The organism is Massilia norwichensis (assembly GCF_024753245.1).
GTDB classification, from domain to species: domain Bacteria; phylum Pseudomonadota; class Gammaproteobacteria; order Burkholderiales; family Burkholderiaceae_D; genus Telluria; species Telluria norwichensis.
In genome coordinates this window covers 19958-45780 of sequence record NZ_JANUGX010000025.1, presented here as the reverse complement: position 1 = coordinate 45780, position 25823 = coordinate 19958, and the positions used below count along the sequence as shown (strand labels likewise).

The window sequence follows — 25823 nt, the reverse complement described above, 5'->3', positions numbered from 1 at the left end:
GTGCTCACCGCCGGCGGATTTTTTTTGCCTCAACGCTCAGAACTTCATCTCCAGATTCGCCCCCACCCGCACCGATCCCGGCTGGAAACCGGTCTCGCGCGACGTACCCGCCGCATCCTGGTAGAGCCGGTCCGAGGGATTGTCCATGCCGAGGATGTTGTTGGCCGACACCCGCAGCTGGTAGCGCGGATTGAACTTGTAGAGCACGTAAGCATCGAGGTCGCGCCGGGTCTGCTGGAGCTGGGACTGGGCTTCGGAGATGCGCACCCAGCCGCCCTTCTGCCAGGCCAGGCTGCTACCGACGGCCAGGTCGCCCTTGCGGTAATCGACGCCCAGCGTGGCCGACATCGGGGTCTGGCCATCGAGCGTATTGCCGGGGCCGGGGACGGCGGCGACGTGCGACCAGTTGCGGCTGAAGCTTGCTCGCAGGTCGAGATCCTTGAAAGCCTCGCCGAGCAGCTTGCCGGGCGTCTTGGCTTCCAGCTGCAGCGAGCGCACCAGCGCGTCGCCGTCGTTGATCGGACGGTAGACCCAGCGGCCATTGGCATCGAGGTCGAGACGGGTGCGGATGTAATCGGTGATCGCGCGGCGCGACACGCTGGCCGAGAACATCGCGCCATCCTTCAGGAAGTGCTCGTAGGTGATGTCGATGCCGTTCGCCAGCTCGGGACGCAGGTCCGGATTGCCGCTCGAATCGGCGTCGAAGCGCGTGTTGACCGCGGCTTCCCAGCGGCGCGCGGTGAGCTGGTCGATGGTCGGCGCCTTGTAGGTGCGGGTCAGGGCCAGGCGCAGCTGGCGGCCGCTGTCGCCCGGGAATTTGTACAGGGTCTGGGCCACGGGGCTGAGCACGTGGCTGCGCGAGCTGGTCTTCAGCATGCCGGTCTCGGGACTGTTTGCCTCGCTGTCGGTCCGCACGCCTTCCCAGCGCGCGCCGAGGTAGACCGACAGCTGCTTGTCGATGCTCCATTCGTCCTGCGCGAAGCCGGCCAGGCGCGTGAGCTTCGGCGCGAAGGTCTCGACGAAGTAGGTCGGCGCCGCCTGGTTCAACTGCTCGTGGCGGTCGCGCGTCTGCTCGCTCTCCTGCACGCTGGCGTCCAGGCCGGCGGTCAGCGCATGGCCGTCGAACAGCGAGCGCGTGTACTTGCCGCGCAGGCTGGTGCGGTGGCCGCGGTCGACGGTATCCCAGTCGCGCAGCAGGCGCTGGGCGCGGCCGACCGTGTACATGTCGTTGAGACTGTCGTTGTAATTGCGGTTGCGCTCCGCCGACACCTTCAGGTCCAGCTTGCCGCCGGCGAGCTTCGCGATCCAGCCGACTTCGCCCTGCATGCCCGTCATGCCGCCCGGGCTGCTCTGCAGGTTCTCGACATAATCGGGGCTGGCAAAGCTGCCGACCAGGTTGTCGGTGTGCGAGACGCCGCCCCAGGTATTGCGGTTCGACTGGATGCCGACCGAGGCATTCAGCTCGTCGCCGTTCTCGAACTTCCAGGACAGGCGCGGATACAGGACGGCGCCGCGGTAGCTGCCGCTGCCGTCGTAGGCCGCGCGGCGCGCCTGCGTCACTTCGCCCGAGGGCAACGCGAACTGCTCGAAGGTCCGGCTGGTGAAGGCATTGTCGCCGCCGTACAGGTAGAAGTTCAGGAAGTAGGAAAGCTGGTCCTTCTTGTCGGCCCAGGTGCCGCCGCCGCCGAAGTTCCGGCTCTCCTGCGAACGGAAAGCGGAGACGCGCAGATCGTGCTGGGCCTTGCTGGTCACCTTCTTCAGCACGATGTTGATGGTGCCGGCGATCGCCTGCATCGAATACTCGGCGCTGGCCGCGCGGATGATCTCGATGCGCTCGATCTGGTCGGGCGTCAGCGTGTCCATGTTGAAGCCTGGCGGCGGGCGGTCGCCGTTGACCAGGATCTGGGTATAGCCGGCGCCCAGGCCGCGCATGCGCAGGGTCTTGCCGCTGACGGTCACGCCCGGCGCGCGCTTGAGCACGTCGTAGATGTTGTCGTCGCCGTACTTGCGGATCTCTTCCGCGCTCAGCACGGTCTTGCTGGCGGTGTCGTCGCGGCGCGCGTCGTAGCTGCTGGCCGCGCCCTTCACTTCGACGGTGGTGATCTTGTCCTGCTTGGCCGGCGCTTCTTTCGCGAGGGGCTTGTCGGCCGGCGCTGCGGGCGCGGTCTGGGCCAGCGCGGCGGCCGGCAGGGACAACAGGGCCAGGTGGACGGCGAGTGCGGCGGGGTAACGCTGGAAAATCATGAGGGGCTGCTTGAATGACTGAACAGCCCAACACGATATCAGTTGGCTAGCCTTTAAATTGCGTCAATTGTCACGGCGCAACACATTGTTGCGCGTGGCGTTTTCAGTGCACGCAGCTGACGAAAGCGCCCGCCGCATCGGGACGTTCGGCATCGGCGCCGGTGGCCAGGTCGACGACCTTGTGGCTCGCCTGGTCCGATGCCGTGCCCATCTCCGACGCCCAGGTCACGCCGACCGACCAGTTATGGCCGGCGATCTCGCCGGATGCCGCCAGCTTCTTGAGTTCGGCCACCGACGGCAGGCGCCAGTTGCCGTACCCGTCGATGGTCACGGTGTCGCAGAAGTCGCGCGCCTTGGTCCAGTTGTTCGAGAAGCTCACGCCCATCCAGGCCTTGGCGTCGAAGGTCACCAGCCCCACCGGCGGATTTGACGCCGGGACGATGCACTGGTTGTTGGTCAGGACGGCGGGCTCGACGCAGTTCGGCTTCGGCACGCAGTTGCCGTTGATGCGCACGCTGCCGGCTTCGCAGGCCACCGCGGTGACGGTCAGCGTGGTCGATGCCGAGGTCGGGCCCCAGCCGCCGGTGCCGGGCTGGGTCGCGGTGATCGTCGTTTCCCCCGGTCCCTTGATGGTGACGAGGCTGCCGGCGATGACGGCGACCGCCTGATTGCTGCTGGTGTAGCTGAACGGCGCCGGGCTCTTCGACGAAGGCGGGACGATGTTGAAGGGCTTGTCGGTTTCGGTTTTCGTGATGGCCGCGAACGGACCCAGGGCCGGACCCTGGTCCGGATCGCTGCACGCCACGAGCATGCACAACATGAACAGCCAGCCTACGATCCGCTTCATGAAATTCCCCGTCAATTTTGAGTTCGCTACATTAGCAAAAACCGGCGCCGCAAAATGCGTTCTTTGTCACCTGTGCGCAGGCGGCGCGGGCTCAAGGCTTTGCGGCCTGTGCCGCGTCAATCTCGCTTCCCCATGGATCTTTCCCTGCTACAGGCTTGCCGGCGACTGCGAAATCCATGATGGCGTCGCTGGCGCGCGCGTAACGCGGCCAGGCCGGCAGGCCGGCGCCGTTCGGGTCACCGTGTTTGGCGAAGTTGACGAGGTAGGTGCTCATCGCCCGGCTCATGGCGCGGTCGCGCGCGCTGGTGTTGTCGCCGTACTTGATGGCGGCGGTGTCCATGAAGAAGGGGATGTCGGTCGCGTGCTGGGCACCCTGCTCGCGCAAGGATTCCGCCACGTAGGAGAAGCGGTAGGCGTACACCGGCACGCCCTGTCCGGCCAGGGTTCCCGCCAGGCTGCGCGCGCCGGCCACCATGAAGCCGGTCTTGCCGCCGATGTCCGCGCTGGTGGCGCCGATCATCACCGGCACCTTGGCGAAACGGCCCTCGGCAAAGGCGCGGCCCGAGTCGATCGCCAGTTTTCCGTCGGCGAACGGACCGACATAGGTCGGCGCATCGCCGCTAGGCCGGCTGGCGAGGTTCATGCCGTCCACCACCTCGTCCGCCGGCAACGCGCGCAGCTTGTCGAGCGCCTGCGGATCGTCCGCGGCGATACCTTTCCTGGCTGCGAAGTTGACGCCGGCCTGCTCGACGAAAGCCAGCGGCGCCGGCGAAGTCCCGCCATCGCCGCCGGACAGCACCGCGGCCCTGGCGAACAGGCCCTGCGCCAGCGGCGAGGTCAGCAGGGTGTTGACCGACATGCCGCCGGCCGACTCGCCGAAGATCGTGACCTGGCTCGGGTCGCCGCCGAAAGCCGCGACGTTGCGCTTTACCCACTGCAGCGCCGCGAGCTGGTCCATGAAACCGTAATTCCCCAGCACGCCGTCGCCGGTTTCCCGGCTCAGCGCCGGATGGGCGAAGAAACCGAAGCGCCCGAGCCGGTAATTGAAGCTGACCACCACCACACCCTGCTTCGCCAGGCGCGCCCCCGAATAGGTGGGCGGCGAGCTGCCGCCGTTGACGAAGCCGCCGCCATAGATCCAGACCAGCACCGGCAGCTTGTTCGCATTCGCTTTGGCACCCGGGCTTGCGGCCGGGCGCCAGACGTTCGCGTACAGGCAGTCCTCGCTTGGCGCAGTGCCGAGCGGCGCGGCGTCGCTGGCGAAGGGCAGCTGCATGCAGTCGTGGGCATACTCGACAGCCTGGCGCACGCCGGACCAGGGCGCGGCCGGCTGCGGCGCGCGCCAGCGCAGCTGCCCCACCGGCGGCGCGGCAAAGGGGATGCCCTTCCAGCTTGCCACCCCGTCTTCGACCGTGCCCGCCAGCTTGCCGGCCTCGGTGGTCGCCAGCGGCGCGGTTTGCACGGCGGCGAAGGCCGGCGCGGCGCTGGCGAAGATGGCGGCGGCAAGCAAAGTACGGGATGCGGCGAATGGCATGGATGGGCTCCGTTGATCGAACCCGCCAGATGCTAATGAGGGCTTGCCAGTACGTCAATCGAAATCGGCCGCCGGCCGGCGACTTGGCCTAGAATGGCGCGTTGCCCACCATTGAAGACACCTTGAAGATCTCGATCGGCCATCGCCTCTTCGCTTCCGTCCTGCTCGCGATCCTCGCGGTGGCGGCGGGCGCCGTCTACCTGCTGCGCCAGAACGTGCTGGCGGGCTTCGGCGATTACGCGGTCGGGATCGAGCTGGACCGCCTCGATGAGCTGTCCGGATCGCTGGCGCGCCAGTACCGCAAGCAAGGCGGCTGGGGCTTTCTGCCCGCAGGCGACGGCGACGGACGCCGGGGCTGGATCGCGCGCGAGCTGGAACGCCTGCAAAGCGTGCGCGACGAGGCGGCCTTGAGCGTGCCCGCCGCGCCGCCCGCACCGGCGGCGCCGGAGATCGAATTGCCCGAGCCGGCGCCCGCGGCACCTGCCGCACCTGCCGCACCCGCGGCCCCTGCTGCCCCCGCAGCTGAAGCGGCACCGGCCGCGCCAGTCCAGCGGTTTACTGTGCCTGCGCCACCCCGGCCACCCGCGCCGCCGCTGCCGCCCTTGCCTGCGCCGCGCGTTGTGGCCAACCCGGCGACCGCTCCAGCAGCCGCTCCGGCGGCCGATCCAGCGCCCGCCACGGTACCCGCGACGCTACCCGATGCAGTCCCCGCGATCGGCCCCGAACCGGGCGTCGACGCTTCCCTGCCCCAGCGCATCACCCTGCTCGACGCCGACGGCCGCTGGCTGGCGGGACGCAAGCCGGATGCGATCCCGCTGGCGCGCCGGCCCATCGAAGTCGATGGCCGCACGGTCGGCTACCTCGGCGTGGCGCGCAGCCACCGGCCGAGCGATGCGATGGCGCTGGCCTTCCTCGACCAGCTGGGCGCGAGCCTGTGGTGGATCCTCGCCTTCGCAGTGGCCTTCTCGGCGCTGGCGGCGACCCTGCTGGCGCGCCATTTCCGCCGCCCGATCCAGGCGCTGGCGATGGGCGCCAGCATGCTGGCCGAAGGCCGCTTCGACGTGCGTCTGCCGGCGGCGCGCAGCGACGAACTGGGCGAACTGGCGCGCCACTTCAACACCCTGGCGCAGCGCCTCGACAGCGCGGAAAGCGCGCGCCGCCAGTGGGTGGCCGACACCTCGCACGAACTGCGCACGCCGCTGGCGGTGCTGCGCGCGCAACTCGAAGCGATCCAGGACGGCGTGCGCAGCGCCAACCCGGACACGGTGGACGCCATGCTACGCCAGGTGCTGGCCCTGAACAAGCTGATCGACGAACTGTATGCGCTGGCGCGAGCCGACGTCGGCGCCCTCGACGTCAAGCCCGAGCGCCTCGACCTGTGGCAGCTGGCGGCCGGCCAGGCCCGGGCTTTCGAAGCGCGCCTGCAGGCGGCGGGTTTGAGGCTGGACATCGAAGCGCCACCGCCGCGCGCGCAGGTCTCGGCCGACCCGGACCGCATGCGCCAGGTGCTCGACAACCTGCTCGAGAACAGCCTGCGCTACACCGCGGCCGGCGGGCGGGTGGTGCTGAGCGCCGAACGCGATGAGGGGCTGCTGCGGCTGCATCTGGACGACAGCGCGCCCGGCGTGCCCGACGCGGCGCTCGAGCGCCTGGCGCAGCGTTTCTACCGCGTCGACGCCTCGCGCAGCCGCGCGCACGGCGGCGCCGGCCTCGGCCTGGCCCTGTGCCGCCGCCTGCTCGAAGCGCAGGGCGGGTCGCTCGCTTTCGCGCATGCGCCGCTGGGCGGCCTGCGCGTTACCATCACAATGCCGCTTGCGGAGCGCCCATGAGCCTTGACATCTTCATCGTCGAAGACGAACCCGAACTGGCCGCGCTGGTGGCCGACTATGCGCGCGCCGCCGGCTACCGGGCCACCGTATTCAGCGATGGCGCCCTGGCCCTGGACGCGATCCGGCGCCAGCCGCCGGCACTGGTGGTGCTCGACCTGATGCTGCCCGGCCTGGACGGCCTGTCCGTGTGCCGCGCTGTACGCGGCTTTTCGAATGTCGCCATCGTGATGGTCACGGCGCGCGTGGAGGAGATCGACCGCCTGCTCGGCCTCGAAGCCGGCGCCGACGACTACCTCTGCAAGCCCTTCAGCCCGCGCGAGCTGATGGCGCGCATCAAGGCCATCCTGCGCCGCGCCGGACCGTCCGCGGCCGCGCCGGGCTCCGCGCCGGTGTCCTCAGCTGCGCCCAGCATCGACATCGACGGGGCCGCGCGCCGCATCCGCATCCACGGCCGCCCGCTGGAGCTGACGCCGACCGAATACGGCATCCTGGCGGCGCTTGCACGCCGGCCGGGCCAGGTGTTTTCGCGCGCCCAACTGCTGGACGCGGCGCGCGAGGGCAATGCCAGCCTCGATGTCGCCGACCGCGCCATCGACAGCCACGTCAAGAACCTGCGCCGCAAGCTGGACGCCGCGCTGCCGGGCGTGGAGGCCATCCATTCGATCTACGGACTCGGCTACCGTTTCGATTTATAGCGGTCTTCATTTTTTCTCCACATTCGGGCGGCACCATCCTCACATGCCAACCCGAGGAGCACACCATGAAACACCATGCCGCCATCCTGATGTTTGCCCTGCTGTCCAGCGCCGCCGGCGCCAGCCGGGCCGACGTCCACGTCTACGTCAACTGCGGCGCGGCCGACGCCAAGTGCCCGCCGCCGCCGAAAGCGCCGAAGCCGCCGCGTCCGCCCGCACCGCCAGCCCTGCCGGCGCCGCCTGCCCCTCCCGCACCACCGGCGCCGGATATCGCGATGGCCGACGCGCCCGATGCCGCCGCGCCTGCCGCACCCGCTGCACCCGCTGCACCCGCCGCACCTGCCATGCCCGCAATGCCAGCCATGCCGGCGCCGGCCGCCCCACCCGCGCCACCCGCCCCGCCGCCTGCACCGAAGATTCCCAAGGTGCCGGCCAGCGCCCACGCCGATTGCGCCGCCAGGAAGCCGGGCACCCGCATGATGTTCACCCTGCGTCCCGGCGAAACCATGACCGGGGTCTGCCAGAAGCAAGGCGGCAGGATGGTGTTTTCGCTGCACGAATACGAGCTGACCGAGTGACATCCGCGGCCGGAGACGGTATGCTGCACCGCATGCCGTCTCCCGCTTCTCCTCCCAAACCGACACCGTCCGAACTGGAACTGCTGCGCATCCTGTGGCAGCTGGGCCCCGCCACGGCCAGGCAGGTGCACGAAGCGATTGCCGCCGAGCGTCCCGACATGACGGCCGCCACCGTGCTGCGCCTGCTGCAGCTCATGCACGGCAAAGGCCTGCTGCTGCGCGACGAGACCCAGCGCGCCCACGTGTATGCGCCGGCCCAGCCGCAGGACACCCTGCAGACCAGCCTGGTCAGCGAGTTGATCACCAAAGCCTTTTCCGGCTCCGGCAAGGCGCTGGTGCTGGCCGCCCTGCGCGGCCACGTCAGCAAGAAGGAGCGCGAGGAAATCCAGGCCATCCTGAATGGCGGGAAGGAATCGTGAGCGGGCCGTCGATGCCGGTGGAACCGGACCCGCGTCCGCAGCCGCCCAGGGAGCCGGAACTCGAGGATTGCTGCGGCACCGGCTGCGTCATGTGCGTGTTCGACGCCTACCAGATCGCGCAGGAGAACTACGAACTGGCGCTGGCCGCCTGGCTGGCGCGCCATCCGGAAGCGACAAGCTGAGACCATGGCCCACCCGCTCGACAACATCTTCTGGAATACGCTGAGCGGCACCCACGCCCACCTCTCGACCGGCACCGCCAGCGCGCGCCGCTACGCGCCCGGCTTCTCGCCCATCGTCGGCTTCCCCGATCCGCAGCAGCCGGACTTCGCGGCCCTGCTGCCCTTCGTCGAATCGGGCGAGCGCTTCTACTGCGATGCCTGGTCCGGACCCGCGCCCGCAGGCTGGCGCATCGAGGCCGAATCGACGATGTACCGGATGATCTGGGACGGCGCCATGCCGCAGCAGGACGCCGCGCCGGACGCCATCCCGCTCGACGCCCGCCATGCCGGGCAGGCCGTGGCGCTGGCCCTGCTCACCAAGCCCGGCCCTTTCGGTCCGCGCACCATCGAGCTGGGCGAGTACTTCGGCTACTTCGACGATGGGGACCGCTTGATCGCGATGGCCGGCGAACGCATGGCCGCCGCCGGCCTGCACGAGATCAGCGGCGTCTGCACCCACCCCGAGCACCAGGGCCGCGGCCTCGCGCGCCGCCTGATGCTGAAGCTGATCCGGCGCCAGCTGCTGCGCGGCGAGACGCCATTCCTGCACGTGATGCGCGCGAACGAGGCCGCGCACGGGTTGTATCTGCGGATGGGGTTCCGGGATTATTGCGAGACGGTGGTGCGGGTGGTGACGCCGGAGGCCCACTCCGTTCCCTAGCGAACAATCAAACAGCCGGCGCGTCATTACAATCCTCTCAAGCACAAGCATTCCATGAGAGGCCGTCATGTTCGATATGGATCTACCCTGGTGGGAATTCATCGTCCGCGGCGCGATGATCTACATTGCGCTGCTGGTCATGGTGCGGCTGTCCGGGCGCCGGACCATCGGTCAGTTCACGCCCTTCGACCTGCTGGTCGTCATGCTGCTGTCGGAAGCGGTCTCGAACGGCCTGTCCGGCGGCGACGATTCCGTCAGCGGCGGTTTGATCATCGCCGCCACGCTCATCGTGCTCAACGGCAGCATCGGCCTGCTGTCGGCACGCAGCAGGAAGGTGGAGGCGCTGGTCGAGGGCGACGTGGTGCTGATCGGGCGCGACGGCGTCTTCTTCGACAAGGTCATGCAGCGCAACCGCATCGGCCAGATCGACATCGAGCAGGCCCTGCGCGAAGCCGGCTGCGCCCGTCACGAGATGCAGTGCGCCTTCCTCGAAGCCGACGGCGGCATCTCGATCATGAAGCAACCGAAGGCCGGCACCTGATCAGAAAGCGACGCCGGCACCCAGCATGAACACGTCCGAATCGCGCTCGTAATTGGTGATGACGCGGCTCCAGGTGAGCTGGGCGCGCCAGGTGTCGTTGATGCGGTAGCGCATGCCGATCGAGGCGATCGGCGCGACGTGGCTCTCGCGTTCGTCGTTGGCGTCCGTGCGGTCGAGCTGGTCGCGCATCGCATAGGCGCCGAAGCCCATCTCCAGCACGGTGCGCTCGGTGAACGGGCGCAGCAGCCAGACCTGGCCGCTGACGCCCTTGCGCTCGGCCGCATCGACCTTCCCTTCGCTCATCAGGATCACGCTCCACTCGACGTTCGGATTGACCGTGCGGCGGTATTCCACACCGTAAGAGGTCGCGGTCTCGGACTTGAAGCTGTTCACGATCGAGCGGCCGGCCAGCAGCATCAGCGTGTTGTCGCCCTTCTCCGCGTTCTGCAGGCGGATCGCGCGCGGCTGGCTGCCCAGCTCGTAGCCGGCGCCGAACAGCAGCATCGTGGTGTCGTGCGAGGTGATGCCGTGGGTGTGCGCCAGGCGCGTTTCGAGATAGACGTTCGAGGCCAGGTGGTACTTGGCGCTCAGGCTCATCAGCTGGCCCCAGCCATGCTCGTTGCGGTAGTCGGTGAACGAGCCGTTGCCGGTGGTGGTATCGAAGTAATAGTAGGGACCGAAGCCCGCCGCGAAAGACCAGCCGCGTTCGGGCACCGGGGTGCGCAGCCAGAGCTGGGCGCCGAGGCCGTCGCGGTGGTGCAGCTTCGGATGGCCTTCGTTCAGGTAGTCGGCGCTCACCGAGAGATATTTGTTGATGTGGTGCGTGTAGCCGAGGGCCACCGCGAAGGACGTGTCGTCTTCGTTCTGGTCGACCCGCATTGCGCCCGCCAGCAGCGATGCATCCTGGGCTTGCGCCAGACATGATACGAAAACGAGCGGTAGGGCCAGGAATTTGTATCGCATATTTACTGAATATCTGGTCAATTAATCTATTATGCCAAGATTTCCAAATGTCAGCAGCCCATAGGCACTATCTCAGCCGTACCGTGCGAGTCCGGGCCATCCGCCAGTGCTAAGTTTTGACGGCACCCCAGGACGGGGTGCGTTGCAGAGGCTCTGTTCAACAGGAGGTATTCCATGAAACAAGTTCTGTCTGTTCTGACACTGGCAGCGACGGTGGGGCTGGCCGCCCCGGCGTTCGCCCAGACCTACCGGGCCGTCGCCAGCGGCCCCGCCGAAAGTCCCCCGAATGGCTCGCCCGGCAACAGCCTGGTGACCATCGACATCGGCGGCGACAAGCTGATGGTCGACATGCCGTTCCGCGACCTGACCGGGGCTACGGTGGACGCCCACGTGCACTGCTGCACCACCAACGCGTTCACCGGCGTGGCGCCGGTAGCGGTGCCCTTCGCCGGCTTCCCGACCGACGTCCACGCGGGCCAGTACACCGGCTCGCTGTCCTTGAGCGACGAATCGATCTTCGATCCGGCATTCCTGGCCGCCAACGGCGGCACGGCGCAGAGCGCGGCGTCGGCGCTGCTGACGGGCATGAACGCCAATGAAGCCTACGTCAACATCCACACCACCGCCTTCCCGAACGGCGAGATCCGCGGCTTCGTCGTTGCCGCGCCGGTACCGGAACCGTCAGAGTGGGCACTGCTGGCAGGCGGCCTCGGCGCGCTGGTATGGATGGGCCGGCGGCGGCGTCTGGAGGCCGGTTGGCAGAAGTAGCTACGTGGAGGACTAGACAGCCAGCGCAGCACCGCGTTCGGCAAGCAGCTTGGCCCAGGCCGGGACCGCCTGCTGCCAGAACGCGGACAGGCTCGTGATCGCCGATGCTGGCGCGGCGCATTGCAGCCCGAGGTACCCGGCCGCCTGTTGCAGCGCTGCGACGGCGGCCTCTTCCCTGTTGTCCTGTGTTGCCGGCAGCACGGCCAGCGCACCCGTCTGCTTGGACAGCTTCTCGCCCTGCGCATTGCGCACCACCGGCACGTGCAGGTAGCGCGGCGTGGGCACGCCCAGCAGGCGCTGCAGGTAGATCTGGCGCGGGGTCGAGTCGAGCAGGTCGGCGCCACGCACGACGTCCGTCACACCCTGCTGCGCATCGTCCACCACCACCGCCAGCTGGTAGGCCCAATAGCCGTCGGCGCGCTTGAGCACGAAGTCCCCGGATTCCAGCGCCAGCCGCTGTTCCTGCCAGCCGGCAAAGCGGTCGCGGAACGCCACCAGGTCCTCGCCCGCCTCCGGCACCCGCAGGCGCAGGCTGCGCGCCTCGCGCCCCGGCGCCAGGCCATGGCGGCAGGTGCCCGGATAGATGGCGGCGCCGTCCGGCCCCACGCCGAGGCGCGAATCGGCGATCTCCCTGCGGTTGCAGCCGCAGCCGTACACGTGACCGGCGATGCGTTCGCGCGCGGCCTGGTACAGATCCTTGCGCCGGCTCTGCCAGACGATCTCGCCGTCCGAATGCATGCCCAGCCAGTCCAGCTGTTCGAGGATGGTCTCGGCGGCGCCGGGCACGGCGCGGCCCTCGTCGATGTCTTCGATGCGGATCAGCCAGACGCCGCCGTTGGCGCGCGCATCGAGGTAGCTGGCCAGGGCCGCCACCAGCGAGCCCGCATGCAGCGGGCCGGTCGGCGAGGGGGCGAAGCGGCCGACGTAGCGGCCGGCCGGGGATGGGGATGAAGTCGAAAAGCTGCTCACGGGCGCCACCTTAGCATATCGCCCGCCTGTGGTCGATCGGACCATGTGGCCGCCATGGGGTCCGCACGATTTGTCCAGGACAAATTAACAGCATTGCCGAAAAGTAATATACAATCGTACTTTGTCCTAGACAAATTTGTGGTTCAATCTTACAAAACGGATAAAGGAGCACCATGCAGTCAAGCCTCAACATCATCGCCTTCGGCAAGGACGACATCGACAATTCGCTTGCCAAGATGACCGGCAAGCAGATCGACGAACTGGCCTTCGGCGCCATCCAGCTCGACGCCCAGGGCAAGGTCCTGCGCTACAACGAAGCGGAAGCGCAGATCACCGGCCGTATCGCCAGCGCCGTGATCGGCACCAACTTCTTCCGCGACGTCGCGCCCTGCACCAACACCGCCCGCTTCAAGGGCGTGTTCGATGCCGGCGTCCGTTCGAACAACCTGAACACGATGTTCGAGTACGTGTTCGACTACAAGATGACGCCGACCAAGGTCAAGATCCACATGAAGAAGGCCATCAGCGACGGCAGCTTCTGGATCTTCGTCAAGCGCCTGTAAGCCCATGCAGACGACCGGCACGCTTCTCACGCCCTGGTGGACCGACCGCAACGCGCTGCTGCGCGTGGTGGCCGACCTGGTGGCGGCCGAGCTGGCGGCGCTGCGCCACGATCCGCTGCTGCTGCCCGAGGGCTGGAGTGCTTCGCTGTCGCTGCAGCACGACCTCGGCGTCGATTCGCTGGAGCTGCTGCAGTTGGCGGGCAGCCTGGCGGAAACCCTGCAGATGCAGCGCAGCGGCGTCGAAGACTATCTGCTGGCGCGCCGCACCCTGGCCGGCTGGCTCGACATCGCCACGGCAGGCCTGGAACACTGGGACGGCGAGCTGACCTTCCGCACCTCGGGCAGCACCGGCGAGCCGAAACGCTGCGCGCATGCGCTGGCCGCGCTGGAGCAGGAAGCGGCCAGCCTGGCCACCCTGTTCCCGGGGCGCCGGCGCCTGCTGCTGGCCGTGCCCAGCCACCACATCTACGGTTTCCTGTTCGGCGTGCTGCTGCCGCGTCACCTCGGCATCGACCCCGCGCAGGTCGTCAGCGTGCGTGCGCGCCTGCCTTCGCAGCTGGCGCGGCACGTGCTGCCCGGCGACCTGGTGGTCGGCCATCCGCAGTTCTGGCAGGCCGCAGTCGGTGCCGATATCGCCGCCGCGACGGCCTTCCCCGCCGACGTGATCGGCGTCAGCTCGACCGCGCCCTGTCCCGACGCCGTGGCCGAGCGCGCCCAGACGGCCGGTCTGCGCCTGGTCCAGGTGTACGGCGCGTCCGAAACCGGCGGCCTCGGATGGCGCGCCTCGCAGCGTGATCCCTACCGCCTGCTGCCGCATATCGAGCGCACGCCGGACAGCGACGACAGCCTGCTGCGCCGCGGCCCGGACGGCGCGGCGCAACTGCTCCGCGCGCAGGACGGCCTGCGCTGGTGCGGACCGGCTACCTTCACCCTCGGCGCGCGCCGCGATGCCGCGGTCCAGGTCGGCGGCATCAACGTCTTTCCGGAGCAGGTGCGCCAGGCCCTGCTCACGCATCCGCTGGTGGAAGACGCTGCCGTGCGCCTGATGCGTCCCGACGAAGGCCAGCGCCTGAAAGCCTTCATCGTGCCCAGGGCCGGCGCCGAAGCCGATGCCGGCCTGGTACAGGCTTTGCGCAGCTGGATCGACGCGAACCTGGCGGCGCCCGAACGGCCGAAGGCGATCACGCTGGGCCGCAGCATCCCGCGCGGCGCCCTGGGCAAGCCGGCCGACTGGAGCCTCGCGACATGATCGTGCACCTCGACCTGCCCGCCGGCGAGCTGCCCGCCGTGGTGTTCGGGGCCGGCCCGGTGACCCTGGACGAGGTGGTGGCGCTGGCTGCGCGCCGCGCCCGTCCGGTGCTGTCGGGCGACCCCGCCTTTGTCGCACGCATCGAAGCCGGGGCCGCGCTGCTGGCGCGTCTTGCCGGCGGGGGCGACGCGGCGGCAGCGACACGCACGGCGGCCGGGGAAGCGGCGCAAGCCCTGTTCGCCTGGGATGATGACGGTGCCGGCACCGCCTTCACGCCGGAGCAGACCCGCGCGATCCTGGCGGTACGCCTGGCCTCGCTGAGCCGCGGCCAGTCCGGCGCCAGCATCGAGCAGCTGCGGCTGCTGTGCGATTTGCTGGAACACGACGTCCTGCCGGAAGTGCCGCACGAAAGCGCCGGCAGCGCGGCCATGACCGGTCTGGCCTGCCTGGCCGCGGCACGCGCCGAGACCCTGTGCCGCCTGGCAGCCCGCATCACCGCGCTCGCCGTCCTCGCCCTGGGCGACAGGGGCAAGCACTTCGACGCCGCCCTGTTCGCGGCCAAGCCCTATCCCGGCATGGCGCAGGCGGCGGGCTGGATCCGCGCCGACCTCGGCGACCGCAGCGGCACGGCGCCCGGCGCCGAAGCGCACGACGCGATCCGCTGCGCGCCGCACGTGATCGGGGTGCTGATGGACGCCCTGCCCTGGATGGTCCGCCACATCGAACTGGAACTGAACAGCCCCAGCGGCGCCCTGCTGGTCGACCTCGAAGGCGGCCGCCTGCTGCATGGCGGACATGAACACGGCGGCCACGTCACCTATGCGATGGACGGGATGAGGAATGCGGCAGGCAAGCTCGCCAACCTGTTCGAACACCAGCTTGCGCTGCTGGCCGATGCCAGCCATCACGGCCTGCTGTCCAGCCTGCGCAGCGCGGTCGTGGCGCGTACCGCCGTCCACCAGGGCCTGAAGGCGCTGCAACGCAACGTCTCGGCATGGACCGTGGAAGCCCACAGGCTGGCGCCGGATACGGTCTTCCACAAAATCGGCACCGGCACCAGTGCGGCGCGCGAAAGCCTGCGCGTGATCGAACTCACCGAACAGATCGCGGCGGCCCTGCTGGTAGCGGTGCGCCAGGCCTGCGCGCTGCGCTACCCCGACGGCTTGCCGCCGCAGCTTGGCCCCGGCCTGCTGAGCTGCATGGGGCGCATCGTCGAACTGGTGCCCTTCAGCGGCGCGGAAAGGCGCCTCGACCACGATCTGCGGCGCCTGCTGGCCGTGATCCGCTACGATGGCGCCGCCCTGCTGTGCCGCGGTGCGGCAGAGGCGGCGCCAAGGGGCTAGAATACAGACTCACATGACCACGACACCCTCCACCACTTTCAGCATCGCCGCTGTCGAACGCGAGACGCGCCTGTCCAAGGACGTGCTGCGCGTCTGGGAACGGCGCTACGGCTTTCCGCAGCCGGTGCGCGATGCGAACGGCGAACGCTGCTACCCTGCCGAGCAGGTGGAACGCCTGCGCCTGATGAAGCGCCTGATGGACCAGGGCCACCGCCCCGGCGCCCTGGCGGCGATGGCGCACGACGAACTCAGTGCGCTGGCCGTGCCGCAGCGCGCCGCCACGCCGGCACGCGCCGCGCAATCCGCCGCCATCGCCCGCCTGCTGGACGAGATCCGCGCGCGCGAGCCGGGCGTGTTCCGGCACGCGCTGCGCCAGGCGCTGGCGCGCCAGGGACTGGAGAACTTCGTCGAGCAGACCATGGCGCCGCTCGCCACCGCGGTGGGCGATTGCTGGGAAAACGGCAGCTTCGACGTCTTCGACGAGCATTTCTTTACCGAGGCGGCCCAGCAGCAGCTGCGCCAGGCGATCGCCGACCTGCCGGTCGCGCGCCACGGACCGCGCATCCTGCTGACCACCGTCTCCGGCGAGGCGCACGGCCTCGGCCTGCTGATGGCCGAAGCCCTGTTCTCGCTCGAAGGTGCGACCTGCATCTCGCTGGGCACGGAAACGCCGCTGCTCGACATCGCGCGCGCGGCCAGTGCCTACGGCACCGATGTCGTCGCGCTGTCGTTCTCGGCCGCCTATGCGCGGCGCCAGGTGACGCCGGTGCTGACGCAGCTGCGCCAGGCCCTGCCTGCGGAAGTCGAACTGTGGGCCGGCGGCGCCGGTGTGGCGCGCCTCGAAGGCATCGCCGGCGTGCGCCTGCTGCCGACGCTGGAAAGCGGCAGGCAAGCCCTCGCGCTCGTCAAGTGAGGCGCTAGGCGGCGGCTTTGGCCCGCCACACCTTCATCTGGGAAATGAAGTCGTCCAGCGGGACCGGGCGCGAGAACAGGAAGCCCTGCATCGCCGGCTTGCGGTTGGCGGCCAGGAACGCCGCCTGCTCGCCGGTTTCGACGCCTTCGGCCACCACGCGCAGGCCGAGGTGGTCGGCCATCGCCAGGATCGACTGCACGATCGCGGTGCCGTTCACGTCGCCCGGGGTGTCGCGGATGAAGCTCTTGTCGATCTTGAGCTCGTACAGCGGCATCTTCTTCAGGTAGGCCAGGTTCGAATAGCCGGTGCCGAAATCGTCGATCGAGAAGCGGATGCCCATCTGCGCCAGCTCGTGCATGCGGGCGATGGTTTCGTTCAGGTCATTCACCAGCAAGCCTTCGGTGACCTCGAAGATCAGCTGGCTGGCCGGCGCGCCGGTTTCGACCAGGATCGCGCACACCTGCTCGACGAAATCGGGCTGGCGGAACTGCAGCGGGCTGACGTTCACCGACAGCGGCACCGCCATGCCGGCACGCTGCAGGCGCAGCCAGTATTCGCAGGCCTGGCGCAGCACCCACTGGCCGAGCGGGTAAATCAGGCCGCTCGATTCGGCGGCCGGGATGAACACGTCGGGCGGCACGAAGCTGCCGTCCGGGCGGCACCAGCGCATCAAGAGCTCGGCGCCCACCGGCACGTGGCGGTGGTCGATCTGCAGTTGCAGGTGCATCGACAGTTCGCCGCTCTCCATGGCCTGGGCGAGGTCGCGCTCCAGCGTCAGCTTGCGCTCGGCCTCGGCCAGCATGCCGTCTTCGAACAGGGCCACGCCGTTGCGGCCCGCCACCTTGGCGTGGTACATGGCGGTATCGGCTTCGCGCAGCAGGTCGTGCCCGGCCTGGCCGGCGCGCAGCGGCAAGGCGATGCCGATGCTGGCGGAAGCGTGATAGATCTGGCCGCCGATCTCGACCTGTTCGGCCAGCGCGCTGCGGATCTTCTCGGCGACCATCTGCGCCGCGGCGGTGGCGCGCAGGGCGTCCCCGCCCAGGTTCTCGAGCACCACCACGAACTCGTCGCCGCCCAGGCGGGCCACGGTGTCGCCCTGGCGCAGCACCGCCGCCACGCGCTGCGCGGCGTGCTTGAGCATGGTGTCGCCGATCGCATGGCCGCGCGCATCGTTGATGGTCTTGAAGTTGTCGAGGTCGATGAACAGCACCGCGCCCAGGCCGGCGCCCATGTGCGCGCGCGCGATCATGGCGTCGAGACGCTCGATCAGCAAGCGGCGGTTCGGCAGGCCGGTCAGCACATCGTAGAAGGCCAGGCGGTGGATGGCGTCGGCGGCGTTGCGGCGCTCGGTGATATCGCGCCCCACCACCACCCAGTGCGTGTTGCGGCCGCCTTCGTCGGCGAAGGGCACCAGCTCCATCTCGACCCAGTACTTCTCGCCGCGGCGGGTGTAATTCACCATCTCGGCTTTGGCAGCCTCGCCGCGCGCCATGGCCGCGACGATGCGCGCGACTTCGGCCTGATCGGTTTCGGGGCCGTGCAGGATGCGCATGCTCTGCCCCACCACTTCCTCGCGCGTATAGCCGGTACGGCGCACGAAGGCGTCGTTGGCGAAGATGATCGGCTGTTCGGCGGCGGTACCGTCCACCACCCTGGCAATCAGCACCATGTCGTTCAGGCGCGCCACCGCGGCCGAGGTCAGGCGCAGCTCGGCGTTCAGCTCGTGCAGGCGGGCGTGGCCCTCCTCGAGCGAGTCGGCAGTCCGGCCCAGTTCGGCCATCGAGTTGTCGAGGCGCTGCAGCAGGCTGCCGCAGGTCAGCGTGATCAGCGCACCCACGAACAGATAATTCAGGGTGACGATCAGGCAGGGCAGGAGTTGGTACTCTTCCAGCCCGGTCACGTACAGCCGGGCGTAGCCGGTCAAGCCGAGCACCAGGATCGAAGCCCCGCTCCAGACCAGCGCGCCCAGCGCCCAGCGCATGTTCAGCAGCACCACGCCCAGCACGGGCAGCGCCATCAGGAAGATCTGGCTGACCGGGCCGACGGTGAGCATCAGGCCGATGCCGATCAGGTACAGGATCGCCAGGAAATTGAGGACGCGGAAGGTGTAGCTCAGGCGCGGCAGGCGCCACAGCGCGGTCACCCAAGCCAGCGCCACGCTGTCCATCAGGGCAACCGGCCACAGGCCTTCGCTGATGGACAGGCCGATGCTGGGCACTGCGGCGAGCGTGCCGAGCATGACCACATACGACAACAGGGACGAAAAGACCCTGGAGCGCCAGTGTGCGATGTCGTAATAGGTTCCCATGGAGCAGCTTCTCTAACTTACCCCACAGAAAAGTTCTATTGAGGAATTACGGATTGTTGCAAGGCAACATTCTAACCGGGTTACACCGGCATTGTTAATACGCAATTGATATGCTGTCGCGAATTGGTAACAGTCGATGCCATTCAATCAATGAATAGCACTGCCCGGCGTGGCCTCGGCTTTCCTGACCAGTTCGGTGACCTGGTCCGCGACTTCGTTCGGCACCGCCATCGACAGCTGGTAATGCAGGATCTCGAAACCCTTGTCCGTCTTGCGGATCACGCCACTGGCCATGCAATGACCCATGTTTGCCGTGTCGAGCAGTTCGTCGAACCAGATCAGCTTGCCATCACCGGAAGTATACACGTTACGGCGCGTGGCCTTGAAGGACCAGGCCGATTTCTTCCCTTCGAAATACTTGCGCGCCCAGGCCTTGAAGGCGTCGCGCTGCCACAGCTCGCTACGGTCGGTGCCGATATAGACGCCGTCCGGCGCCATCTTGTCGAAGTAGGCCATGCGCGCATGGGCGGCATCGTCGTGCCAGCTGTCGACGAAGGCGTCGACCTGTTTCTTGAGTGCGGGGTCGGCGTTGGCGGCCATGGCAGGCAGCGTGATCAACAGCGCGGCCATCAGGGCAAGAAGGCGTTTCATCGGTACCTCGTGCGTGCATAGGATGATGCATTGTACGTTGGAAATGTAACCAATTGTGCAAGATCATCGCGTGTTCAATAAGTCGTGTACAGTTGGCTTCCCGGTAACTCTACGTGCGAGCGATGCGATCCTGGATCTGGATGACGGTGATGGGGCTGTGCCTGACCGGCTGGCAGGCCATGGCGCAGGAGCTCGAAGAGCGCAAGGAGAGCGCACCGCCCCCGCCCCGCCTGCGCTTGACCGACGAGGCGATCAGCAAGGCCGTGCGCGAAACCCTGCTTGAAGAGGGGCGCAGCGGCGCCGACGCCGGAACCGGCGCTGGCATCAAGCGCGAGCAGGGCAAGGCGCTCAGCGCCGACGCGTCTTACCAGAAATCCGAACGCGGATTTTCGGAAGCGCAAAAACCCGGCTGCCTGGGACCGGACGCAACCAGGTTCCAGCCTTCCAGCACGGTGGTGAATACGCCGCTGGGGAAATTCAACGTTGGGGTCGGCGGTATCTTCGCCCTGCCCTTCTGGGCGGCGGCCATCGCGCGCGGCAAGTGTAATTGAGGACGGATCGGGAATCGTGGATAATGGCGCCATGAACGATACTACCCAACTCCCTCCCCTGCCCGACCACCTGTCCATCGACCCGCGCAGCCCGCATCACAACGCGGAAGTGTTCAAGCACCCGGTCGGCATCCGTTTCAACGGCAAGGAACGCACCGACGTCGAGGAATACTGCGTCAGCGAAGGCTGGATCAAGGTCGCCGCCGGCAAGGTCGTGGACCGCAAGGGCCGTCCGATGCTGATCAAGCTGAAGGGCACGGTCGAGCCTTACTACGCCGTCTAACTCCTTACCGAAATCCCGTTAAAACGACGGCTGCCGGAGCGATCCGGCAGCCGTTTTCGCATCTACTTGCGCAGCACGACGATGCCGGCCTGGTGCTTCGACAGCAGCACCACCAGCATGCCGACCAGCGTGCGCATGCCCGGAATGCGCATCAGCTTGCCGAGCAGGCCGCGCTGTTCGCGGCGGTACAGGGCGATGTAGAGATAGAAGGCGTGCGGGTGCGTGCTGAACTGCTTGAAGCCCACCTTCTTGCCGGCGCGGATGATCTTCGCCGGATGCATGTCGCGCTCGGTGGTCCCGAATTCGGCCATGATGGCGGCCGAACGCTTCTCGTGGCCTAGCCCCGGCTCGGAGGTGATGCAGATGCCGCCCGGTTTCAACGCGCGATACGCGCTGTTGAGGGCGGCCACCTCGTCGACGGCGTGGTGCAGGCAGTCGAAGAAGACCACGATGTCGAATTCTTCCTTGAACGTCAGCGATTCGTAGTCCCCGACCACGAAGTCGAGATTGGCAAGCCCCTGCTCCGCCTTCAGCTTGCGGCCGGCGTCGATCGCATCGGCCACCAGGTCCTGGCCGACCACGTCGTAGCCGCGCCGGGCGAACAGCGCGCTGGTCCAGCCGGTGCCGCAACCCATGTCCAGCAGGCGCCCGCCCTCGGGCATCAGGCCCAGCATCGCGCCCAGCTCCATCAGGTAGAGGCCGCATTGCGCGTCCGACCAGGGCTTGTAGATGGCATGGCGCATATTGTCTTCGCCGATGTTCTTGAAATACTCGAATTCGCCTTGCGTCGCCATGGGTCGGAGATATTGAAAAAGAAAGATCTTAACCCATCCGCGCATGGGCGCGCGAGACCTTGGCCGCAGGTGGTATGCTCACGCCATGACTACCGATTCCGATATTGAACTGTCCGGCCCTTTCCAGGCCAAGGACGGTAATGGCCGTACCCTCGACGTCAAGGCGATCCGCATTTTCGACGAGGGCTACGGGATCATCGACGTGTACGTGGAATTCAAGCGCCCGCTCGAATCCGGCGCCCACAAGGACAGCGTGCTGCTGCGCGCGATCGTCGACCGCCTGCGCGCGGTCGGCTACAAGGGCCCGGACTTCGGCCTCAGCGATCCGGGGCTGCAGGAAAGCCGTTTGATCGTGCTTGAGGCGCCGGAGGAGTTCTCAAGCTTTGCCAAGAGCAAGGGCTGGAAGAACTTGGCGGAAGATTTCGACGAGTAAGTTCTACGTAACAACAAAAAAGCGAGCCCGAGGGCTCGCTTTTTTGTTGACGTCAACACTGACAACGCCGGCCGAAACCGGCGTAGCCAAATCAACGCTTGTCGATGGTCGGCACGTCGCGGACGGTCGAACCGACGAACAGCTGGCGCGGACGGCCGATCTTCTGTTCCGGGTCGGCGATCATTTCGTTCCACTGGGCGATCCAGCCGATGGTACGGGCCATCGCAAAGATACCGGTGAACAGCGAGACCGGGATGCCCAGGGCCGACTGCACGATGCCCGAGTAGAAGTCGACGTTCGGGTACAGCTTGCGCGACACGAAGTATTCGTCGTTCAGGGCGATCTTTTCCAGCTCCATGGCCAGCTTGAACAGCGGGTCGTCCTGCAGGCCCAGTTCGTTCAGCACTTCGTGGCAGGTTTCACGCATCAGCTTGGCGCGCGGGTCGAAGTTCTTGTACACGCGGTGACCGAAGCCCATCAGCTTGACGCCCGAGTTCTTGTCCTTGACCTTCTCGATGAAGGCCGGGATGTTCTCGACGCTGCCGATTTCCTTCAGCATGTTCAGAGCGGCTTCGTTGGCGCCGCCGTGTGCCGGGCCCCACAGGCAGGCGATACCGGCTGCGATACAGGCGAACGGGTTGGCGCCCGACGAACCGGCCAGACGGACGGTCGAGGTCGATGCGTTCTGCTCGTGGTCTGCGTGCAGGATCAGGATGCGGTCCAGGGCGCGCACCAGCACGTCGTTGACCTTGTACTCTTCGCACGGGTTGGCGAACATCATGTGCATGAAGTTCGCGCTGTACGACAGGTCGTTGCGCGGGTACATGAACGGCTGGCCGATCGAGTACTTGTATGCCATCGCGACCAGGGTCGGCAGCTTGGCGATCAGGCGGATTGCCGAGATCTCGCGCTGCTTCGGATCGTTGATGTCCAGCGAGTCGTGGTAGAACGAAGCCAACGCGCCGACGGTGCCGACCAGGACCGACATCGGGTGCGCATCGCGGCGGAAGCCACGGAAGAAGAAGTTCATCTGCTCGTGAATCATCGTGTGGCGGGTCACGGTGTTCTCGAACTCGGCCTTCTGGGCGGCGTTCGGCAGCTCGCCGTTCAGCAGCAGGTAGCAGGATTCCAGGAAGTCGCAGTTGACGGCCAGTTGCTCGATCGGGTAGCCGCGGTACAGCAGCTCGCCCTTGTCGCCATCGATGTAGGTGATGGCCGACTGGCAGGCGGCGGTCGACATGAAGCCAGGATCGTAGGTGAACTTGCCGGTCTGGCCGTACAGCTTGCGGATGTCGATGACGTCCGGGCCGATGGTGCCTTTGTAGATCGGCATGTCAACCGACGGGCTGCCGTCCGAGAACGACAGGGTGGCTTTGGTATCAGAGATGTTCATGGCACTTCCTTCCTAGGTTTAGTTTCGTTACGCTTGCCGCAAACGTGCCAGCAAGGCGCGCACATGCGGCAGGTCGACCTCGCCGGCGGGCTCGGCGCGCCCCAGCAGCAGGTCCATCAGCGGATTGTCCGCCAGGTCCAGCAAGCGGGTCAGCGCATCGACTTCCTCGTCCGTCAGTTCCTCTTCGTGCGCATCCAGGAAGCGCGTGAGGATCAGGTCGTTTTCGAGCAGGCCCCGGCGCGCGCGCCAGCGCAGGCGGGCACGGTTGGTGGGGTCGGATTGATGCGTTTTCACACTAGAGTCCGTTGTTCGGTCAACACTATACTCCGCCTGCCGGATGTCGACAGTACGGTAGTTTTACTGTATTTATAGCAACAAGTTAGGCGCAAATATCGCGAAATATACCGTGTTCGCGGCGTTCGCGCCGTTCGTTCGCGGGCACGGTGTGCCCGCCCTACGCAGGGTGGGCACACCGTGCCCACGCCCCACGCTGAAACGCCGTTCAGATTGCGCGGCGGACCAGCAATTCCTTGATCTTGCCGATCGCCTTGTTCGGATTCAGGCCCTTCGGGCACACGTCCGTGCAGTTCATGATCGAGTGGCAGCGGAACAGGCGGTACGGGTCTTCCAGGTTGTCCAGGCGCTCGTTGGTGGCTTCGTCGCGCGAGTCGGCGATGAAGCGGTAGGCCTGCAGCAGGCCGGCCGGGCCGACGAACTTGTCCGGGTTCCACCAGAACGACGGGCAGGAGGTCGAGCAGCAGGCGCACAGGATGCACTCGTACACGCCGTCCAGCTCTTCGCGCTCTTCCGGCGACTGCAGACGCTCCTTCTCCGGCGGGATCGAGTCGTTGATCAGGAACGGCTTGATCGAGTGGTACTGCTTGAAGAAGTTGGTCATGTCGACGATCAGGTCGCGCACAACCGGCAGGCCCGGCAGCGGACGCAGCACGATCGGCTGGGTCAGCTCGTTCAGGTTGGTCGTGCAGGCCAGACCATTCTTGCCGTTGATGTTCATCGCGTCCGAACCGCACACGCCTTCGCGGCAGGAGCGGCGCAGGGCCAGCGAGTCGTCGACGTCGGCCTTGATGCGCTGCAGGGCGTCGAGCAGCATCTTGTCGGTGTCTTTCAGTTCGACGGTGATGTCTTGCATGTAGGGCTTCGAATCCTTGTCCGGATCGTAGCGGTAGATCTTCAGTTGGACAGTACGTGCCATTGTTTTACCTATCAGTGAGGACGGGGCGATCCCCGTCCGCGAAAATGTCTTGTTGTCTGCCGAAAGCTTAGAAACGAATTTTAGAAAGTTCGTGGCTTCGGTTTGAAGGTGTCGACCGTCAGCGGCTTGGTGATGACCGGCTTGTACTCGAGGCGGTTGCCTTCCGAGAAGAACAGGCTGTGCTTCATCCAGTTTTCGTCGTCGCGGTTCGGGAAATCGCTGTGGGCGTGGGCGCCGCGCGATTCCTTGCGCGCCGCGGCCGAGACGATGGTCGCCTTCGCCACTTCGATCAGGTTGTCCAGCTCGATCGCTTCGATGCGGGCGGTGTTGAACACCTTCGACTTGTCCTTGAACGAGACGTGCTTGCGGCGCTCGTCCAGCTTCATGATTTCCTTGACGCCTTCGTCCATCAGCGCCTGGGTACGGAACACGCCGCAGAACTTCTGCATCGTGGCGCGGATGTCGTTGGCGACGTTCTGCACCTTCTCGCCGCCGGTCGAGTTCTCGAGGCGGTTCAGGCGGTCCAGCGCGTAGTCGGCGAAGTCCTTCGGCAGCGCGCGGTTGCCCTGCGCCTTCAGGTTCTGGCCGACGATGTGGTTGCCGGCCGCGCGGCCGAACACCACCAGGTCGAGCAGCGAGTTGGTGCCCAGGCGGTTGGCGCCGTGCACCGACACGCAGGAGCACTCGCCGATCGCGTACAGGCCATTGACGATCTTCTGGCCGCCGGTGCCGTCCGGTGCGATGACCTGGCCGTGGATGTTGGTCGGGATACCGCCCATCTGGTAGTGGATGGTCGGAACGACCGGGATCGGTTCCTTGGTCGCGTCGACGTTGGCGAACTTGTGGCCGATTTCCAGAATCGACGGCAGACGCTTGCGGATGGTATCCGCGCCGATGTGGCGCAGGTCCAGCAGCACGTGGTCCTTGTTCGGACCGACGCCGCGGCCTTCCTTGATCTCCTGGTCCATCGAGCGCGAGACGAAGTCGCGCGGCGCCAGATCCTTCAGGGTCGGCGCGTAGCGCTCCATGAAGCGTTCGCCGTTCGAGTTGATCAGGATACCGCCCTCGCCGCGCACACCCTCGGTGATCAGGACGCCCGCGCCGGCCACGCCGGTCGGGTGGAACTGCCAGAATTCCATGTCTTCCAGCGGCAGGCCGGCGCGTGCCGCCATGCCCAGGCCGTCGCCGGTGTTGATGAAGGCGTTGGTCGACGCGGCGAAGATACGGCCGGCGCCGCCGGTGGCGAACACGGTGGTCTTCGCTTGCAGCATCATGACGTCGCCGGTTTCCATTTCCAGTGCCATCACGCCCAGCACGTCGCCGTCCTGGTTGCGGACCAGGTCCAGCGCCTGCCACTCGACGAAGAAGTGGGTGCGCGAACGGACGTTACGCTGATACAGGGTGTGCAGCAGTGCGTGGCCGGTACGGTCGGCGGCGGCGCAGGCGCGCTGCACCGGCTTTTCGCCGAAGTTGGCGGTGTGGCCGCCGAACGGACGCTGGTAAATGGTGCCGTCCGGGTTACGGTCGAACGGCATGCCGAAGTGTTCCAGTTCGTACACGACCTTCGGTGCTTCGCGGCACATGAATTCGATCGCATCCTGGTCGCCCAGGTAGTCCGAACCCTTGACGGTGTCGAACATGTGCCAGTACCAGTCGTCTTCGCTCATGTTGCCCAGCGAAGCACCGATGCCGCCCTGGGCAGCCACGGTGTGCGAGCGGGTCGGGAAGACTTTCGACAGTACGGCCACGTTCAGGCCGGCTTCCGACAGTTGCAGCGCAGCGCGCAGGCCGGAGCCGCCGGCGCCGACGATTACCACGTCGAAGTGGCGGGTTGGAATGGAAGAATTGAATGCTGCCACG

General features: G+C 67.0%; 27 protein-coding genes. 15 read left to right on the top strand and 12 right to left on the bottom strand.

Annotation, left to right across the window (positions count from 1 at the left end; translation table 11 throughout):
- Positions 1–36: 36 nt before the first annotated feature.
- The 3 genes from NX782_RS19030 to NX782_RS19020 form a co-directional block, all read right to left on the bottom strand.
- A complete protein-coding gene (locus tag NX782_RS19030) occupies positions 37–2244 on the bottom strand; it encodes a TonB-dependent receptor plug domain-containing protein (RefSeq protein WP_258847055.1) in 2208 nt (735 codons plus the stop codon).
- Between the two features lie 103 nt (positions 2245–2347).
- Positions 2348–3091: an immunoglobulin-like domain-containing protein gene (locus tag NX782_RS19025; RefSeq protein ID WP_258847054.1), complete on the bottom strand. Its 744-nt coding sequence runs from the start codon at positions 3089–3091 to the stop codon at positions 2348–2350.
- Positions 3092–3182: 91 nt separating this feature from the next.
- Positions 3183–4625 (bottom strand): carboxylesterase/lipase family protein, encoded by a 1443-nt coding sequence (locus NX782_RS19020; protein ID WP_258847053.1) that lies wholly within the window; start codon positions 4623–4625, stop codon positions 3183–3185.
- A 101-nt stretch (positions 4626–4726) separates the two neighbouring features.
- On the opposite strand from NX782_RS19020, the gene NX782_RS19015 reads away from it, so the two are divergent.
- The 7 genes from NX782_RS19015 (at position 4727) to NX782_RS18985 (ending at position 9569) form a co-directional block, all read left to right on the top strand.
- On the top strand, positions 4727–6454 hold the full coding sequence (locus NX782_RS19015; protein ID WP_258847052.1) for an ATP-binding protein: 1728 nt from the start codon (positions 4727–4729) through the stop codon (positions 6452–6454).
- A complete protein-coding gene (locus NX782_RS19010) occupies positions 6451–7149 on the top strand; it encodes a response regulator (protein ID WP_258847051.1) in 699 nt (232 codons plus the stop codon). The genes NX782_RS19015 and NX782_RS19010 overlap by 4 nt, the downstream gene beginning before the upstream one ends.
- Positions 7150–7214: 65 nt before the next feature.
- Entirely contained in the window at positions 7215–7727 is a 513-nt protein-coding gene (locus NX782_RS19005; RefSeq protein ID WP_258847050.1) for a hypothetical protein, read from the top strand.
- Positions 7728–7747: 20 nt separating this feature from the next.
- The gene (locus tag NX782_RS19000; RefSeq protein WP_258847049.1) at positions 7748–8146 is read left to right on the top strand and encodes a BlaI/MecI/CopY family transcriptional regulator; all 399 of its coding nucleotides are present in this window, start codon (positions 7748–7750) and stop codon (positions 8144–8146) included.
- Positions 8143–8328 carry an oxidoreductase-like domain-containing protein gene (locus NX782_RS18995; protein ID WP_370661811.1) on the top strand — a complete coding sequence of 62 codons (186 nt, stop codon included), beginning with the start codon at positions 8143–8145 and terminating at the stop codon, positions 8326–8328. The genes NX782_RS19000 and NX782_RS18995 overlap by 4 nt, the downstream gene beginning before the upstream one ends.
- 4 nt (positions 8329–8332) lie before the next feature.
- Positions 8333–9028 carry a GNAT family N-acetyltransferase gene (locus NX782_RS18990; RefSeq protein ID WP_258847048.1) on the top strand — a complete coding sequence of 232 codons (696 nt, stop codon included), beginning with the start codon at positions 8333–8335 and terminating at the stop codon, positions 9026–9028.
- A gap of 67 nt (positions 9029–9095) precedes the next feature.
- On the top strand, positions 9096–9569 hold the full coding sequence (locus tag NX782_RS18985; protein WP_258847047.1) for a DUF421 domain-containing protein: 474 nt from the start codon (positions 9096–9098) through the stop codon (positions 9567–9569).
- Here NX782_RS18985 and NX782_RS18980 read toward each other — a convergent pair whose 3' ends face one another.
- Complete coding sequence (locus NX782_RS18980; RefSeq protein ID WP_258847046.1) at positions 9570–10532, bottom strand: putative outer membrane beta-barrel protein; 963 nt, start codon at positions 10530–10532, stop codon at positions 9570–9572.
- A 174-nt stretch (positions 10533–10706) separates the two neighbouring features.
- Here NX782_RS18980 and NX782_RS18975 point away from each other — a divergent pair, with 174 nt between their 5' ends.
- Positions 10707–11300 (top strand): CHRD domain-containing protein, encoded by a 594-nt coding sequence (locus NX782_RS18975; protein ID WP_258847044.1) that lies wholly within the window; start codon positions 10707–10709, stop codon positions 11298–11300.
- Between the two features lie 12 nt (positions 11301–11312).
- Here NX782_RS18975 and gluQRS read toward each other — a convergent pair whose 3' ends face one another.
- Positions 11313–12269, bottom strand: coding sequence for a tRNA glutamyl-Q(34) synthetase GluQRS (gene gluQRS / locus NX782_RS18970; protein WP_258847042.1), 957 nt, complete (start codon positions 12267–12269; stop codon positions 11313–11315).
- Between the two features lie 173 nt (positions 12270–12442).
- On the opposite strand from gluQRS, the gene pyp reads away from it, so the two are divergent.
- From pyp to NX782_RS18950, 4 genes are read left to right on the top strand one after another with little or no spacing between them, the layout of a single operon-like run.
- Positions 12443–12832 (top strand): photoactive yellow protein, encoded by a 390-nt coding sequence (pyp, locus tag NX782_RS18965; RefSeq protein ID WP_258847041.1) that lies wholly within the window; start codon positions 12443–12445, stop codon positions 12830–12832.
- 4 nt (positions 12833–12836) lie between these two features.
- A complete protein-coding gene (locus tag NX782_RS18960) occupies positions 12837–14081 on the top strand; it encodes an AMP-binding protein (RefSeq protein WP_258847040.1) in 1245 nt (414 codons plus the stop codon).
- Positions 14078–15424 carry an aromatic amino acid lyase gene (locus tag NX782_RS18955; RefSeq protein WP_258847039.1) on the top strand — a complete coding sequence of 449 codons (1347 nt, stop codon included), beginning with the start codon at positions 14078–14080 and terminating at the stop codon, positions 15422–15424. Before NX782_RS18960 ends, NX782_RS18955 begins: the two co-directional genes overlap by 4 nt.
- A 13-nt stretch (positions 15425–15437) precedes the next feature.
- A complete protein-coding gene (locus tag NX782_RS18950; RefSeq protein WP_258847038.1) occupies positions 15438–16337 on the top strand; it encodes a MerR family transcriptional regulator in 900 nt (299 codons plus the stop codon).
- A 4-nt stretch (positions 16338–16341) separates the two neighbouring features.
- Here the strand turns inward: NX782_RS18950 and NX782_RS26430 are convergent, their stop codons facing one another.
- Entirely contained in the window at positions 16342–18645 is a 2304-nt protein-coding gene (locus tag NX782_RS26430; protein WP_308633030.1) for a putative bifunctional diguanylate cyclase/phosphodiesterase, read from the bottom strand.
- Positions 18646–18792: 147 nt separating this feature from the next.
- The gene (locus NX782_RS18930) at positions 18793–19296 is read right to left on the bottom strand and encodes a nuclear transport factor 2 family protein (RefSeq protein ID WP_258847037.1); all 504 of its coding nucleotides are present in this window, start codon (positions 19294–19296) and stop codon (positions 18793–18795) included.
- A 122-nt stretch (positions 19297–19418) separates the two neighbouring features.
- Between NX782_RS18930 and NX782_RS18925 the strand changes: the two genes are divergently transcribed.
- Positions 19419–19847, top strand: a complete 429-nt coding sequence (locus tag NX782_RS18925) for a hypothetical protein (RefSeq protein ID WP_258847036.1) — start codon at positions 19419–19421, stop codon at positions 19845–19847.
- A 31-nt stretch (positions 19848–19878) separates the two neighbouring features.
- Positions 19879–20130, top strand: a complete 252-nt coding sequence (locus tag NX782_RS18920; protein WP_047823990.1) for a DUF3297 family protein — start codon at positions 19879–19881, stop codon at positions 20128–20130.
- 62 nt (positions 20131–20192) lie between these two features.
- On the opposite strand, the gene NX782_RS18915 is transcribed toward NX782_RS18920, so the two are convergent.
- The gene (locus NX782_RS18915) at positions 20193–20924 is read right to left on the bottom strand and encodes a class I SAM-dependent methyltransferase (protein WP_258847035.1); all 732 of its coding nucleotides are present in this window, start codon (positions 20922–20924) and stop codon (positions 20193–20195) included.
- 85 nt (positions 20925–21009) lie between these two features.
- On the opposite strand from NX782_RS18915, the gene NX782_RS18910 reads away from it, so the two are divergent.
- Positions 21010–21357, top strand: coding sequence for a hypothetical protein (locus NX782_RS18910; protein WP_258847034.1), 348 nt, complete (start codon positions 21010–21012; stop codon positions 21355–21357).
- A 91-nt stretch (positions 21358–21448) separates the two neighbouring features.
- Here the strand turns inward: NX782_RS18910 and gltA are convergent, their stop codons facing one another.
- From gltA to sdhA, 4 genes are all read right to left on the bottom strand, one after another.
- Positions 21449–22750: a citrate synthase gene (gltA, locus tag NX782_RS18905; RefSeq protein WP_258847033.1), complete on the bottom strand. Its 1302-nt coding sequence runs from the start codon at positions 22748–22750 to the stop codon at positions 21449–21451.
- A gap of 27 nt (positions 22751–22777) precedes the next feature.
- Complete coding sequence (locus NX782_RS18900; protein ID WP_258847032.1) at positions 22778–23044, bottom strand: FAD assembly factor SdhE; 267 nt, start codon at positions 23042–23044, stop codon at positions 22778–22780.
- 208 nt (positions 23045–23252) lie between these two features.
- The gene (locus NX782_RS18895; protein WP_258847031.1) at positions 23253–23963 is read right to left on the bottom strand and encodes a succinate dehydrogenase iron-sulfur subunit; all 711 of its coding nucleotides are present in this window, start codon (positions 23961–23963) and stop codon (positions 23253–23255) included.
- A gap of 80 nt (positions 23964–24043) precedes the next feature.
- Positions 24044–25822: a succinate dehydrogenase flavoprotein subunit gene (sdhA, locus tag NX782_RS18890; protein WP_258847030.1), complete on the bottom strand. Its 1779-nt coding sequence runs from the start codon at positions 25820–25822 to the stop codon at positions 24044–24046.
- Position 25823 lies beyond the last annotated feature (1 nt).